General features: G+C 73.1%; 15 protein-coding genes. 5 read left to right on the top strand and 10 right to left on the bottom strand.

The window, feature by feature from the left end; all coding sequences use genetic code 11:
* The first annotated feature begins 32 nt into the window (after positions 1-32).
* Both ACSUPR_RS21250 and ACSUPR_RS21245 read left to right on the top strand, forming a co-directional pair.
* The gene (locus tag ACSUPR_RS21250) at positions 33-1,451 is read left to right on the top strand and encodes a zinc-dependent metalloprotease (RefSeq protein ID WP_436886458.1); all 1,419 of its coding nucleotides are present in this window, start codon (positions 33-35) and stop codon (positions 1,449-1,451) included.
* A complete protein-coding gene (locus ACSUPR_RS21245) occupies positions 1,452-2,012 on the top strand; it encodes an NUDIX hydrolase (protein ID WP_436886457.1) in 561 nt (186 codons plus the stop codon).
* Positions 2,013-2,133: 121 nt separating this feature from the next.
* Here the strand turns inward: ACSUPR_RS21245 and ACSUPR_RS21240 are convergent, their stop codons facing one another.
* The 6 genes from ACSUPR_RS21240 to ACSUPR_RS21215 all read right to left on the bottom strand — a co-directional run bounded on the left by ACSUPR_RS21240 (position 2,134) and on the right by ACSUPR_RS21215 (position 7,386).
* Positions 2,134-2,703 carry a M48 metallopeptidase family protein gene (locus tag ACSUPR_RS21240; protein WP_436886456.1) on the bottom strand — a complete coding sequence of 190 codons (570 nt, stop codon included), beginning with the start codon at positions 2,701-2,703 and terminating at the stop codon, positions 2,134-2,136.
* A gap of 340 nt (positions 2,704-3,043) precedes the next feature.
* Positions 3,044-3,205: a hypothetical protein gene (locus ACSUPR_RS21235; RefSeq protein ID WP_436892226.1), complete on the bottom strand. Its 162-nt coding sequence runs from the start codon at positions 3,203-3,205 to the stop codon at positions 3,044-3,046.
* Positions 3,206-3,264: 59 nt separating this feature from the next.
* A complete protein-coding gene (locus ACSUPR_RS21230; RefSeq protein WP_436886455.1) occupies positions 3,265-3,543 on the bottom strand; it encodes a WhiB family transcriptional regulator in 279 nt (92 codons plus the stop codon).
* A 200-nt stretch (positions 3,544-3,743) separates the two neighbouring features.
* Positions 3,744-4,163 carry a hypothetical protein gene (locus ACSUPR_RS21225; protein ID WP_436886454.1) on the bottom strand — a complete coding sequence of 140 codons (420 nt, stop codon included), beginning with the start codon at positions 4,161-4,163 and terminating at the stop codon, positions 3,744-3,746.
* A 182-nt stretch (positions 4,164-4,345) separates the two neighbouring features.
* Positions 4,346-5,260: an acyl-CoA thioesterase II gene (tesB, locus tag ACSUPR_RS21220; protein ID WP_436886453.1), complete on the bottom strand. Its 915-nt coding sequence runs from the start codon at positions 5,258-5,260 to the stop codon at positions 4,346-4,348.
* Complete coding sequence (locus tag ACSUPR_RS21215; RefSeq protein WP_436892089.1) at positions 5,257-7,386, bottom strand: ATP-dependent DNA helicase UvrD2; 2,130 nt, start codon at positions 7,384-7,386, stop codon at positions 5,257-5,259. The genes tesB and ACSUPR_RS21215 overlap by 4 nt, the downstream gene beginning before the upstream one ends.
* A gap of 283 nt (positions 7,387-7,669) precedes the next feature.
* On the opposite strand from ACSUPR_RS21215, the gene ACSUPR_RS21210 reads away from it, so the two are divergent.
* Positions 7,670-7,930 carry a mycoredoxin gene (locus tag ACSUPR_RS21210; RefSeq protein WP_436892088.1) on the top strand — a complete coding sequence of 87 codons (261 nt, stop codon included), beginning with the start codon at positions 7,670-7,672 and terminating at the stop codon, positions 7,928-7,930.
* 106 nt (positions 7,931-8,036) lie between these two features.
* Positions 8,037-8,525: an ANTAR domain-containing response regulator gene (locus ACSUPR_RS21205; protein ID WP_436886452.1), complete on the top strand. Its 489-nt coding sequence runs from the start codon at positions 8,037-8,039 to the stop codon at positions 8,523-8,525.
* A gap of 224 nt (positions 8,526-8,749) precedes the next feature.
* Here the strand turns inward: ACSUPR_RS21205 and nudC are convergent, their stop codons facing one another.
* Positions 8,750-9,700: an NAD(+) diphosphatase gene (gene nudC / locus ACSUPR_RS21200; protein ID WP_436886451.1), complete on the bottom strand. Its 951-nt coding sequence runs from the start codon at positions 9,698-9,700 to the stop codon at positions 8,750-8,752.
* An 86-nt stretch (positions 9,701-9,786) separates the two neighbouring features.
* Positions 9,787-11,163 (bottom strand): dipeptidase, encoded by a 1,377-nt coding sequence (locus ACSUPR_RS21195; protein ID WP_436886450.1) that lies wholly within the window; start codon positions 11,161-11,163, stop codon positions 9,787-9,789.
* A gap of 179 nt (positions 11,164-11,342) precedes the next feature.
* Between ACSUPR_RS21195 and ACSUPR_RS21190 the strand changes: the two genes are divergently transcribed.
* The gene (locus ACSUPR_RS21190) at positions 11,343-11,888 is read left to right on the top strand and encodes an EF-hand domain-containing protein (RefSeq protein WP_436886449.1); all 546 of its coding nucleotides are present in this window, start codon (positions 11,343-11,345) and stop codon (positions 11,886-11,888) included.
* A gap of 49 nt (positions 11,889-11,937) precedes the next feature.
* Here the strand turns inward: ACSUPR_RS21190 and ACSUPR_RS21185 are convergent, their stop codons facing one another.
* Positions 11,938-12,798 carry a phosphotransferase family protein gene (locus ACSUPR_RS21185; protein ID WP_436886448.1) on the bottom strand — a complete coding sequence of 287 codons (861 nt, stop codon included), beginning with the start codon at positions 12,796-12,798 and terminating at the stop codon, positions 11,938-11,940.
* Positions 12,799-13,523: 725 nt separating this feature from the next.
* Complete coding sequence (locus ACSUPR_RS21180; protein WP_436886447.1) at positions 13,524-14,150, bottom strand: TetR/AcrR family transcriptional regulator; 627 nt, start codon at positions 14,148-14,150, stop codon at positions 13,524-13,526.
* Positions 14,151-14,201: the final 51 nt, after the last annotated feature.

The raw sequence follows: 14,201 nt of genomic DNA, 5'->3' as shown, positions 1-14,201 counted from the left end.
AGACCAAACCTAATCCTGCCTGAGGTCTGATTGTGAGCGACCTGCCTTTCGGTTTCAGCATGCCGAACGATCCCGATGACGAGTCCGGACGCCGCCCCGGCGACTCCGGCTCGGGTGGTGCCGGCAGCGGCCGCCCGGGCGGAGGGGACTCCGGAATGCCGGACGGGTTCCCGTTCGGCGATCCACAGCAGATGGCCGACATGCTGCGCCAGTTCGCAGACATGATGTCGTCCCAGCCCGCCCCCGGCGGCCCCGCCTCCGGGCAGGGCCCGGGCTCGGGCATCAACTGGAGTATGGCCAAGGACATAGCGCGGCAGGTCGTCGCGCAGAAGGGCGACCCCAGTGTGCCGCCCGGAGACTACGCGAAGATCCAGGAGGCCCTGCGCCTGGGCGACCTGTGGCTGGACCAGTCCACCTCGCTGCCCTCGGGCGTGCAGACCGCGCAGGCGTGGAGCCGCTCGGAGTGGGTCGAGAGGACCATGGACTCCTGGGCGCAGCTGTGCGACCCGCTGACCAGCAAGACCGTCACCTCCATGGGGCAGAGCCTGCCCGAGGAGATGCAGTCGGTGGCCGGCCCCCTGCTCGGCATGATCCAGCAGATGGGCGGCATGATGGTCGGCCAGCAGGCGGGCCAGGCCGTGGGCGGGCTCTCCCAGGAGGTCGTGGGCACCGCCGACATCGGGCTTCCGCTGGCCGGTGAGGGCAACGCCGCACTGCTGCCGCTGGGCGTCGCCAAGTTCAGCGAGGGGCTGGAGATCCCCGACGACGAGGTGCGGCTGTACCTGGCCGCGCGCGAGGCGGCGGTGCACCGGCTCTACTCGCACGTGCCGTGGCTGCGCTCGCACGTGTTCCGGCTGGTCTCCGAGTACGCCGACGGGATGTCCTTCGACATCAGCGGCCTGGAGGACCGGCTCGGCGAGGTCGACCTGAGCGACCCCGAGGCGCTCCAGGAGGCGCTGGGCGGCCAGGGCCTGTTCCAGCCCGAGGACACGCCGCAGCAGAAGGCGGCGCTGAACCGGCTGGAGACCACGCTGGCGCTCATCGAGGGCTGGGTGGCGGCCGTGGTGTCGGGCGCGGTGACCGGGCGGCTGCCGCAGGCGGACGCCCTGGCCGAGGCGACCCGGCGGCGCCGGGCCACCGGCGGCCCGGCCGAGCACACCTTCGCGGCCCTGGTCGGGCTGGAGCTGCGCCCGCGGCGGCTGCGGGAGGCGCAGGCGCTGTGGAAGGCGCTGGAGGAGGCCCGCGGGATCGACGGGCGCGACGCCGTGTGGCAGCACCCGGACCTGATGCCGGGCAGCGAGGACCTGGACGACCCGGCCGCGTTCGTCAGCGGCGGCGCGTTCACCGACGCGGACTTCGACATCTCCACCCTCACCGGCGACGCCCCGGGCGCCCCGGGCGGGGAGGAGCCGGAGCGGAAGAGGGACGACGAGCCGGGAGAGGACTCGTAAGTGTCGCTGCACGCCGACGCCCGGGCGGTGCTGTCCGCCTGGGCCGCCCCCGACGCGCGCCAGGAGGAGCTGCGCCGCTCGTACGTGGCTCACCTCGACGCGCACGAGGACGGGATGTGGCGCGGCTGCCTGCCCGGGCACATCACGGCGAGCTCGGCGATCATCTCCGCCGAGGGCGACCGCGTGGTGCTGACCCTGCACCGCATCCACCGGATGTGGCTGCAGACCGGTGGGCACTGCGAGGAGCGGGACGCCACCCTGGCCGACGCCGCGCTGCGCGAGGCGACCGAGGAGTCCGGCATCCCGGGACTGGAGCTGCTGCCCGGGCCGATCCGGCTGGACCGCCACCCGGTGCCGTGCGGCGGGGGGAGCTTCCACCTGGACGTGGGGTACGCGGTGCTGGCCCCGCCCGGAGCCCGGCCGGTGATCGACCCGAACGAGTCCGCCGACCTGGGCTGGTTCCCGGTGGACGCCCTGCCCGAGCCCACCGACGACGTGACCCGCATCCTGGTGCGGGCGGCGGCCGCCGCCGTGGCCGACCGGCGGGGCGCCGCCCGTTGACCGAGCCCGGCCGACGCCCGGTGGCGGCGGTCGTCCCGGTACCGGTCGGCGTCGCGGTCACGGGCCCGGGACGTGGTCCCGGTGCGGGTACCGGCCCGTCGGCCCCGGCCTCCGGATCCGTTCAGGCCTCCAGGGCCACGTCGGCCGGGGCCTCGTCCTCGGGGGCGTCGATGTCGGGATCGCAGACCTCGGACCGCGATCCGGCGCTGAACCCCTCCAGGTAGCCGCGGGCGCGCTCGGCCTTGGGGTAGCGGTGCACCAGTTCCCAGAACTCGCGGCCGTGGTGCGGGATGAACAGGTGCGCGAGCTCGTGGATGAGGACGTAGTCGACGACCCACGAGGGCATTCCGGCCACGCGCCGGGAGATGCGGATCGCGCGGGTGTCGGGGGTGCACGAGCCCCAGCGGGAGTTCTGGTTGTCGACCCAGCGGACGCTGTCCGGCAGCCGGGTCCCGTCCAGGTAGCGGCGGGCCAGTTCCACCGCGCGCTCGTGGAGTTCCCCGTCACCGGGCCGGCGGCGCTCCTCTCGCGCCTCAAGCCGTTGCAGCATGCGTCCCACCCAGCGCTTTTCCTCTGCGCGGGAGAATGTCGCGGGCACGAGGACGACGGTCGTGTCCCCGTCCCTGTAGGCCGACACGGTGCGCCGGCGGCGAGGACTGCGCCGCACCTCGATTTTGGTGTTCGAGGGCACGAAGTTTACGGTAGCCGAGGAAAGCGCTCTCGAACAGGAGTGTGTTGTCCTGTTATGTCTTCGAACTCACACACCCGCCCTGTTCGCCTCCGACGCGCGGAAAACCCGCCCCCGTCGCACATTCCGGCCTGACCTGGGGCGTTCCGCACCCTTCTCCGAGGCCTTCCGGGGACGGTTTCACGGATTATGTTCACCATCCGTATATGAAAAAGAGACCGGACGGTGATTCCCCCTGGAGGGCCACCGTCCGGTCCCGCACCGGGTTCCGCATGTCTGCGCCGCTGTCGGCCGAGCCCGGCGCGGTGGTCACCGCAGGTCACCACCGCGCCCGGTCACCGGGTCAACACAGGCGTGACCACGCGATTTCCATGAGCGCCTCTTCCGCACGGCGCTGCTCCCGCTGACGGGCGCGCATCTGCCGCGCGGTCAGGCGGACACCCTGGCGCTCTCGGGAGTCGGCGTTCTTCTCGTTGGTCATGTCCAGGAGTTCCAGGATCATCATGTCTTCTTCGGTCCTTCGGGATTCGTCTCGGGTGCTGCGGTGGAATTCGTGGTGACCGGTCAGGCCGCGACCGGGGCGGGGTTCTTGCGGGGGCGGCCGCGCGGGCGCTTGCGCGCCACGACCTGGCCGGCGACGAGCAGCTGGCCTCCCCAGACGCCCCAGGGCTCCTTGCGGTCCAGGGCGTCGGCCAGGCACTGCTCCCGCACCGGGCAGGCGCCGCAGACGGCCTTGGCCGCCTCGACGTCGGCGGGGGCTTCGGCGAAGAACAGGTCGGGCTGCATACGGCAGGGGATTTCGGTCTCGCCCAGCCAGGGCGTTTCCAGGACCGACGCGAGCATCGGTGCCCTCCAAGATCTTTGTTCGTCTCGTACAACGCGGTCGGTGTTCTCGGTTCACCGGATGCGGTTCCGGTGCGGGACCTGACTTGCGATGCCGACGCCTGCTCTGCCTCCCCGGGGGAGATCGAGCGGACGAGGATACAAAGAAAGCCGCGGCCCCTGATCGGGGACCGCGGCCACGGATGGAGACCTTCGGCCTGCTAGGCCGGAATCCTCCGTGGACACTTCCCCGGTGCGCCATACCGGCGCGGGGTTCCTTCGGTGCGAGCCGTCATGAGTTCGCCGCGGTCACGGGCGATCTCGGTGCCGGTGGACACACCACTGCCATTGGCCTCGGGCTCGGCGGCGAGGATCACGGTCGTCACGGGACGGACGCCGAAGCCTCCGAAGCCGAGACCGGTCCCCTCGACACCGGTGCCGTGCAGGGCACCGCCGACCAGGGCCAGGCCGGTGCCGTGCAGGGCACCGCCGGCGATGGCGTGATCACCGCGCAGGGCGGAGCCGCCGAACAGACCGCACTGGGACAGGGCGGTGCCCGGGACAGCGTTCAGCCACTGCTGACGGGACGACACGGACGAAGCGAAGCTCGTGGTCATCATTTGATCGGGCACCTCCTTCACAGTCGGGCGGCGGGATCCCTCCCGCGCCATAGAGCGGTCCTGGCGACGATGTACAGACTAAGGGTCGCCCGCGAAAACTAGCAACCTATTTTTGACCTGGGAAAACGTCCTCATCCGGCCAGGGATTCGCAGGAATCACGCGGGCCCCCGCGTTGTTACCGCGGCCCCCTGGCCGGTAGCGGTCACACGGAGTCGGGCCGCAGCGCGTCCGACCAGCCCTCGGCGTCCACCACCCGGATCAGCCCCTCCTGCACCACCGAGCACACCAGCTGCCCGTCGCGGGTGTAGACCAGGCCGCGCGCCAGGCCGCGGGCCCCCTGGGCGCTGGGGGTCTCCTGCGCGTAGAGCAGCCACTCGTCGGCGCGGAACGGCCGGTGGAACCACATGGCGTGGTCCAGGCTGGCCATGGAGATCCCGGCGAAGGACCGGCCGTGGCGCAGCAGCACGGTGTCCAGCAGGGTGAGGTCGGAGGCGTAGGTCATGAGGCACACCTGGGTGAGCCGGTCGTCGGGCAGTTTGCCGTCGACCTTGAGCCACACCGGGTTGACGGCGGTGCGCAGCCGGGGGTCGCGCTCGGCCTCGTAGGACAGCGGTCCCACCGGGCGCAGCTCGATGGGGTGCCAGCGGACGAACCCCGGGACCCGGCCGAACTCGGCGCGCAGCCGCTCGCGGGTGCTGGGCAGTTCCTCGGGCGGGGGTACGTCGGGCATCGGGATCTGGTGGTCCAGCCCCGGCTCCTCCTTGTGGAAGGAGGCCGACAGGGTGAATATCGGCTTGCCGTGCTGGACGGCGACCACCCGGCGGGTGGTGAACGACCGGCCGTCGCGGACCCGGTCCACCTCGTAGACGATCGGCACCGCCGGATCGCCGGGGCGGATGAAGTAGGCGTGCAGGGAGTGGACGTACCGGTCCGCGGGCGCGGTCCGGCCCGCCGCCACCAGCGCCTGGCCGGCGACCAGCCCGCCGAAGACCCGCTGGGGGCCCTCCTGGGGGCTGCTGCCCCGGAAGATGTTGACCTCGATCCGCTCCAGGTCCAGCACCGCCAGCAGGTCGGCCAGCGACTGCTCCCGCCGGGACTCGTCGGCTCCGTCGCTCATCCGGACACGTCCTCCTCTTCGTCGTCGGGCTCGCCCCGACCTTCGATGACCTGGGCGGGGTCGGCGCCGGCGACCAGCGCGAGCACCGCGTCCCCGTAGCGGTCGAGCTTCGCCGGACCGACACCCGACACAGCCGTCAGCTGCGGCACCCCGGCGGGCTCCTGCTCGGCGATGGCCTGCAGGGTCGCGTCGGTGAAGATCACGTAGGCGGGCACCTTCTGCTCCTGGGAGACCGCGCGCCGCCACTCGCGCAGGCGCTCCAGCAGCGCCTCATCGTAGCTGGAGGGGCAGTCCAGGCAGCGGCCGAGCTTGCGTTCGGCCGCATCGGTGAGCGTGGCCGCGCACACCCGGCAGCGGACGGTGCCGCCGCGGCGGCGCTCGGCCCGGCGGACGGAGGTGCTGGGGGACGCCGGGCGCAGGCCGTCCAGGAACCGGGAGGGCTTGCGGGTCCTGCGGCCGCCCGGGGAGCGGGACAGCGACCACGACATCGACAGGTGCTCGCGGGCGCGGGTGACGCCGACGTAGAAGAGGCGGCGCTCCTCCTCGACCTGCTCGTCGGTCTCGGCGTAGATGATCGGCACCATGCCCTCGGTGAGGCCGACCAGGAACACCGCGTCCCACTCCAGGCCCTTGGCGGCGTGCAGGGAGGCGATGGTGACGCCCTCGAACCCGGGCGCGTGCTCGGTGGCCATCCGCACCTCGAGCTCCTCGACCAGGTCGTTCATGGTGACCGGGTGTCCCCCGGGGCGCGGCTTGGCGGCCATGTCCTCGGCCAGCTGGGCCAGCGCGGTCAGCGACTCCCAGCGCTCGCGGGCCTGGCGGCCCTCGGGGGCGGTGTCGGTCAGGCCGATCTGCCCCAGGAGCTGGCGGACGGTGGAGATCAGCGGGGCGGGCTCCTCCCCCGCCGCCTCGTGGCGGGCGCCGCGCAGCAGGTGCACGGCCTGCTTGATCTCGGGGCGCTCGAAGAAGCGGGCGGTGCCGCGCACGCTGAACGGGATGCCCTGGTCGGTGAGGGCCTGCTCGTAGGCGGCGGACTGGGCGTTGGTGCGCACCAGGACGGCGATCTCCCCGGCGGCGACGCCCTCCTCCATCAGCACGCCGATCTTGCGGGCGACCCCGGTGGCCTCGGCGGGCTCGTCGTCGTACTCCTGGTACACGGGGTCGGGGCCGTCGGGGCGCTGGGCCTGGAGGGTGAGGTGCCCGGCGGAGGTCGGGCCCTTGGCCTGGGAGATGACGTGGTTGGCGACCCGCACCACCTGGGGGGTGGACCGGTAGTCGCGGACCAGTTCGACGACGGTGGCGTGGGGGTAGCGGGCGGCGAACCCGGTGAGGTAGGCGGGGGTGGCCCCGGCGAAGGAGTAGATGGTCTGGCTGGGGTCGCCCACCACGCACAGGTCGTCGCGGTCGCCCAGCCAGGCGTCGAGCAGGAGCTTCTGGAGCGGGTTGACGTCCTGGAACTCGTCGACGACGAAGTAGCGGTACTGCTCGCGGACCCGCTGGGCGATCGCCGGGTACTCGGTGATCATGCCGGCGGTGAGTTCGAGCATGGACTCGAAGTCGAGGAGGTTGTGCTCGCGGCGCAGTTCCTCGTAGGCCTCGAAGACCCGGGCGACCTCGCCCGCGGGCAGCGGCGCCTGCCGGGACGCCTTGGCGACGGCGCGCTCGTAGTCGGTGGGGCGGACCTGGGTGACCTTGGCCCACTCGATCTCGGAGGCGAGGTCGCGCAGGCCGGTGCGGTCCGGCTGTACGCCCACGGAGTGGGCGGCACGGGCCACCGCCTGGATCTTGCTGTCGATGAGGGTGGGCTTCTCGCCGCCGATCACCTGCGGCCAGAAGAAGGAGAGCTGGCGCAGGGCGGCGGCGTGGAAGGTGCGGGCCTGCACCCGGGGGGCGCCCAGGGCGCGCAGCCGGCCGCGCATCTCCCCGGCCGCGCGGGTGGTGAAGGTGACCGCGAGGATCTGCTGCTCCGAGACGACCCCGCTGGCGACCGCGTGGGCGATGCGGTGGGTGATGGCGCGGGTCTTCCCCGTTCCGGCACCGGCCAGGATGCACACCGGTCCGCGCAGTGCGCGCGCCGCCTGGGTCTGCTCGGGGTCCAGTCCCTCCAGGACGCGGTCGGGGTCCATGGTGCTCCTGAACATGGTCGAGACGGTTGTGCGGTTCTGTGGGCCAGTCTCTCAAGTATCGGTCGCCCCGGGGACGGAACGGCACCTGTCCACAGGTCGTTCCGGTGGGTCGGACGGGGGGCGGGGCGGCCGGTTGCGGCCACACACATTTCAGAACCACCCGGCCCTGTGAGGCGTCCCACGTTGTGTCGCACGGTCGGGGGAAGCGGACCGGGCCCCGCGGTGTTGGGATGGGGGACCGGGCGAGAACGCCGACCGTAGGACGGAAAGAAACGTGAGCGAGATGACGAGCACGGCCACCGGCCAGTTCACGATGTACACCACCCCCTGGTGCGGGTACTGCAAGCGGCTCAAGAGCCAGCTCGCACGCGAGGGCATCACCGGGCACGAGGTGAACATCGAGGAGCACCCGGACGCCGCGGAACTCGTGATGAAGGTCAACAACGGGAACCAAACCGTCCCGACGGTGGTCTTCAGTGACGGAGCGGCGATGACCAACCCGTCGCTCGCTCAGGTGAAGAAGAAGCTGGCCGAGCTGTCGTAGCCCGGAGAACGCCGGCCTGCGGGTCCTTCCCGCAGGCCGGCGGCCCCGTGACCCCGAGGGGCCCCTCCCCGGTGCGACCGCTCTCGGCCATGGACGGCTCTGACGGATGACGACGGGGAGTGTTGAGTTGGGGGACGACGTGAGTTCTCATGACATAGCGGTCGCCGACGCGGTCGATGTCGGTGTGGTGCGCCGCACTCCGACGGGGTGGCGCGTGGGGAACGGGCACGAGCTGCCCGACCTGGTGAGCGCGATGGTCCTCGCCGACCTGCTCACCGCGGAGGCGGGCGGGGACGGCCGGCGGTCTCAGGCGCCGGGTCGGGCGCCGGAGGGCGCTTCGGAGGTGGAGCGGCTGCGCCACACCGTGGCCCAGTTGGAGCACGCGCTGCACTCGCGCGTGGTGGTGGAGCAGGCGATCGGCGTCCTGGCGGAGCGGCACACCATGCCGCCGCGCGAGGCGTTCGAGCGGCTGCGCTCCTCGGCGCGTTCGCGCGGCCGCAAGGTCGCCGACCTGGCCCGGGACGTGGTGGAGAGCAGTACCAGCCCGCTCACGGTCCTGCCGGACGAGCTGGGCGTCTCCCCCGGTTCCAACTAGCCCCGCCCCACCGGGCCTTCGTTCCGCTCCGGGGCGGAAGCGGGTCCGGGGAGCGCGGCGACCGCGCGTGGACGTCCCGCCGCTCTCGAAGAGCGGCCGCGGTTCCTCTCACCGGGGATGTCCGCTCCGGCCCTCGGACACCGCGCGGGTGCCCCCGCGGCCGGGGAGGAGGGCCGCCGACCCTGTCGGGAGGGTCGGCGGGGCCTCCGGTGGACCTCCCCCGGTCACCACCGGCCGGGGAGGGACTCCCCCTGCCAGTGCTCGATGAGGGTCCGGGCGATCGAGATGGGTCCGGGGAGCACGATCTCCCCGGTGGCCGCCGCCTCGGCGAGTCGCGGCCTGGTGAACCAGCGCAGGGTGCCGATCTCGTCGTCGGTGCGCTCGGTCTCGCCGACCGCGCGCGCGGTGTAGCCCACCATGAGGCTGCGCGGGAACGGCCACGGCTGCGACGACAGGTAGCGGGGGTCCTCGACCACGATCCCCGCCTCTTCGGCGACCTCGCGGACCACCGCCTGCTCCAGGGACTCCCCCGCGTCGACGAACCCGGCCAGGACGGAGAAGCGGTTCGCGTCCCAGTGGGGGTTGTTGCCGAGCAGGACCTGCTCGTCCTCTCCGTGCCCGCGGTGGACGAGCATGATGACGGCCGGGTCGGTGCGCGGGAACTGCTCGCGCCCCTCGCGCTCGCACAGGCGCAGGTGGCCTGCGGCGGAGATGACCGTGGGTGAGCCGCAGGCCGGGCAGAACCCGTGGGTCGCGTGCCAGTTGGCCAGGGCGACGGCGCGGGTGAGCAGCCCCGTGTCGTGGTCGCCGAGCAGCGGGCCGACCTCGCGCAGCGAGGCGGGCCGGGCGCCGTCGCGCGCGACGAGTTCGCTCGGGGAGCGCACCGCGAAGTAGGCGCGGCCGTCGGCCACCCCCAGCAGGTAGCGCTCGCCCTCGGGGGCCTCCTGCGGCGACGCGAAGACCAGTGCGGGCTCTCCCCCGGTGGTGACCAGGGCCCGGGACTGCTTGGCCAGGAGGGCCTTCCACCCGTAGCTCGTGGGGTCGCCGCCCTCCAGGGCGAGGACCCGGGTGCCGGGGTCCTCCCACGCCTTCTCCAGCCAGGCCTGGTCGGTGCGCCGGTGCGCGGCGGGGTCGACGGAGGCGCGGGACAGGGAGGGGGTGGTGTCGACGTGCATGGGTCCTTCCGGGGAGAGTGCGGGGGCGGCCCGCCTGCTGACAGGGACAACGCCGCCGGGGCCCGTGGCATGCCCCGGCGCCCGGCTCAGGCGCTGCCGCCCAGTTCCTCCCACAGGTAGGCGACGCTCTCGGCGCCCTTGAGCAGGAGCGGCACCTCGACCTTCTCGTTGGGCGCGTGGATGTTGTCCTCGTCCAGGCCCACGGCGACGAACACCAGCGGGGCCCCGAGGATGTCGGCGATGTCGGCCTCGGGTCCGCTGCCGCCCTCGCGGGTGAAGAGCACCGGCTTGCCGAAGGCGCGCTCCATGGCGTTGCGGGCGGCCTTGAGCGCGGTGGAGGAGAGGTCGGAGGCGCAGGCGCGCACGCCGGGGCCGCCGAACTCCAGCTCGGCGCGCAGGCCGGCGGGGACGCGGGCCTCGACGAACTCGCGGACGCGGGCCTGGATCTCCAGGGGCTCCTGGCCGGGGACCAGGCGGAAGCTGACCTTGGCGTGGGCGGAGCGGGGGACGATGGTCTTGCCGCCCGCGCCGGTGTGGCCGCCCCACATGCCGTTGATCTCGGCGGTGGGCCGCAGCCAGATGCGCTCCAGGGTGCTGTAGCCCCGCTCGCCCCAGGTGGCGGTGGAGGCGGCGGTGGCCAGCCACGCCTCCTCGTCGAAGGGCAGGCGGGCGATGAGCTCGCGCTCCTCGGCCCCGGCCTCGACGACTCCGTCGTAGAACCCGGGGACGGCGATCCGGCCGTCCCCGTCGTGCAGGGCGGCGAGCAGCTCGCTCATCGCCTTGAGCGGGTTGGGGACGGCGCCGCCGAAGGAGCCGCTGTGCAGGTCGCGGCCGGGGCCGTACAGGGAGATCTCGACGTCGGTGAGACCGCGCATGCCCACGCACATGGAGGGGGTGTCGGCCGACCACATGGTGGTGTCGGAGATGACCACGACGTCGCAGTCGAGGCGGTCGCGGTTGGCCTTCATGAGCTCGGCGAAGTGGACGGAGCCGGACTCCTCCTCGCCCTCGACCAGGAGCTTGACCGTGACCGGCGGGGCGTCGGCGCCGGAGGCGGCCAGGGCGGCGCGCAGGCCCAGGGTGTGGAAGAGGACCTGGCCCTTGTCGTCGGAGGCGCCGCGGCCGTGGAGGGAGGTGCCGCGCTCGGTGGGGGTGAAGGGCGGGGTCTCCCACTCCTCGACGGGGTCGACGGGCTGCACGTCGTGGTGGCCGTACACGAGGACGGTGGGGGCGGCGGGGTCGGCGGCGGGCCACTCCGCGAACACGGCGGGCAGGCCCGGGGTCTCCCAGACCTCGACGGTGGGGAACCCGGTGGCGGCGAGGTGGTCGGCCAGCCAGCGGGCGGAGCGTCGCACGTCGTCGTGGTACCCGGGGTCGGCGGAGACCGAGGGGATCGCCAGCCACTCCTTGAGGGAGGAGAGGAACTCGTCCCGGTGAGCCTCGATATAGGTGCGTACGTCCATCTTCGTGTCCTCGTTTCGACGTCCTTGTCGCCTCCGACCTTAGACGTGAAACGAAGTACCGGGACCCGCCGGGTCCGGCGTCGGAGCGCGGAAACAGCACGCGGGAGGAACCTTTTCGGCACCATGGGACTCACAGGACGGGGAGGGAACCACCCGCCCCCACCGATGGGAGGAACCACGTGAGCATCACCCCCTCCGAGGCGGTCACCGCCCGGTTCAACGAGCTGTTCGACGTGCTCGACACCGACGGGGACAAGCACGCGACCTGGGCGGACTACCAGAGGCTGGTGGACCGGTACATCACCGGGTACACGCTGGACCCGACCGAGCCCAAGGCGCACGCGATCGAGACGGCCTACCGTTCGCTGTGGGACCGGCTGGTGCGGCACTCGGGCGCCCAGGACCGGCTGGAGCGGCAGGAGTTCGTCGCGGCCATGCACGCGGCGTCGGAGGACCGCAGCCGGTCCAACGCCGCCGAGGCGGTGGCCGAGGCCGTGTTCGACCTGCTGGACGAGGACGGGAACGGGCGGATCAGCCTGGAGGAGTTCCTCGTCTACGCGGCCGCGCTGGGCGCGGCCGAGGACGACGCCCGCACCCGGTTCGCGCACGTGGACACGGACGGGGACGCGCACATCAGCCGGGAGGAGTTCGTGCTTTCGGCGCGGCAGTTCCTCTTCGGCGAGGACACCCACTCCCCGGGCGGCTTCGTCTTCGGCGTGGTCTGAACCGCTCCCGACGCCGCCGCCCGGGACGGGGCGGCGGCGTCCCCGGCTCTCAGAGCCGCGGGGCGAGGCGGGACCAGGGCTCCGGCGGGCCCCCCGCGAAGAAGAGCATCAGGGCGAGCACCCGGCTCAGGGGCGGCGCCGTCCAGTGGCGCTCCCCGGGCACGGGCTCCGGCCGCAGCAGGCGGCCCAGCGCCCAGGTGAGGTGGTGCCACAGCACCCGGGCCTCCATACCAGGGACACCGTAGCCCTCCAGCACGGCCGGCAACCAGGCCGGTGGCAGCTTCGCGAAGTCGGTGGCCGGGTCGGCGACGGCGGCGTCGCCCCAGTCCACGAGCCCGGCGAGGGCGCCGTCCGGGGTCACGACGAGGTTCTGCGGGGCGATGTCCCCGTGGACCAGGGCCGGCACGGCTCCGGCGGGTACCCGCACGGCCAGATCGGCGCACCAGGAACGCAGCAGGTCGGCCGTGTCGGCGTCGATGTACCCGGCGGCGTGCACCCGTCCGGCCAGCGCGGCCGGATCCGCCTCCCCGGTGTCGCGGGGCAGCTCCGGCAGGGTGCCGACGGGGACCGCGTGCAGGACGGCGAGCTGGCGGCCCAGGTCGAGCAGCACCCCCCGGTCCGGCTCCCTGCCGACCAGGTCCTCACCCGGGAGGCGTTCCACCAGCATCGCGGGCGGGTCGCCCTCCACGAACTCGACCAGGGCCGGAGCGCGCACCCCCGCGGCACGCACAACGGGGACGAGCGCCGCCTCCTTGCGCAGGTCGGCCTCGAAGCCCGGCCCCCGGGGCACACGCAGCACGAGCGCGTCACCCAGCGCAACGACATGGTTGGCCACCCCGCCGGCAAGCGGGACCACCTCCGCCACCGGAATCCCGTAGCGCCCGGCGACAACAGCCGCGATCGTCTCCATACCGCCCGATCCTCCCACCCCAGAGGGCGAAAGCTCCGGAAAACCCCCGCCCCGAAAACCTCCCACCCCAACCTCCAGGAGCGAAAGCCCCAAAGATCCCCCGCCCTGACCCCAGGGGGTGAAAGCGAGGAAGAACCTCGCCCCGCGCCCCAGGGGGGTGGACGGACTTGGAGGCTTCCGAAAGGGCCACCATCTGGAAAGGGCGGTCTGTGGGGGCACCCGACAGAAGCGTTGGCCTCCGGAAGGCGGGCCGCCTGGGAAGGTACAGACTGCGGAGCGTGGGCCCGTCCCGCCGCAGTCGGCGTGCGGCAGACCACCGGACCTGGGCGTTGGGCGCACGTGCGGGGTGGTGGGGGCTTGCGGGGCGGGTGCGCGCGAGGCCTGCCCCGCCCGGCCGCACAGGTCCACGGAGGAAGGGTCCGCCCGCGAACCCGCCGGTCGCACCCGACCCCGCTTGTAACACCGACCACAGGAGGAGCAACCCCAGCCATGTGTGCCCTCCAACACCACAGGGAGGTGAACCCGAGCGTGCGCTCCCACCCCGCCCCCAGGGCGTGAAAGCCGCAGAGCCCCCGCCCCGACCCCGGAGGGGAAAGGGAAAAGGAACCGCCCCCTCCTCACCCCCTGCTCCCCCTCCCCGCGAACGGCGAGGGGTCCCGCATGGTGATCCGCTCCGCATTCCGGTCCGCCGAGCACATGGAGCAGATGCTCCAGGTGGGCATGGATCAGGGCATGGAGGGCGCGATGAGGCGGTCGACCACGGCGTGCACCCCGGTGCGGACGCGGTCGGCGGACATGCCGCGGGTCCGGCGCTGGTGCACGTACAGGGCGGCCTCCAGCGGACCGAGCAGCGCGTCGGCCAGGTAGGCGGCGTCGGCCCCGGGCCGCAGCTCGGCCACCAGGGCCACCAGGTGGGCGTGGTGGGCGGCGTAGGCGCCGCTCTCGTACCGGGCCTGGGGCGAGGCGGTCTCGGCGACGGCAAGGAGTTCGGCCTGGTCCTGGAGCCGGTCGACGAACGCGTCGACGAACGCGTGCAGGCGCTCCAGCGGCGGCGCCCCGGGGCCAAGCGGCGGCGGGCCCTGGAGGAACCCCCGCTGGAACTCGTACTCCTGGGCGTCGACCATGGCGTGGGTGAGTCCGGCCAGGTCGCCGAAGCGGCGGTAGACGGTGCCCACCCCGGTTCCGGCCCGGGCGGCGACGGCCTCCAGGGTGAGGCCGCCGGTGCCCTGTTCGGCGAGGATCTCGCGGGCGGCCGCCAGCAGGAGCCTGCGGTTGCGCGCGGCGTCGGCGCGTTCGGGGCGGGCCTGCCCGGCCATGGGCAGCGGCGGGCGGCGAGGGGCGCGACCGCTCACGTGACCGTCCTCCCTGGGGCTGCGGATGCGCGGCGAGTATAGCGGCCTCCA

The organism is Nocardiopsis dassonvillei, from assembly GCF_964273065.1.
Lineage (GTDB): Bacteria > Actinomycetota > Actinomycetes > Streptosporangiales > Streptosporangiaceae > Nocardiopsis > Nocardiopsis dassonvillei_B.
The sequence above is the reverse complement of the archived record's forward strand: the minus strand, read 5'-3'. Positions and strand labels throughout refer to the sequence as shown.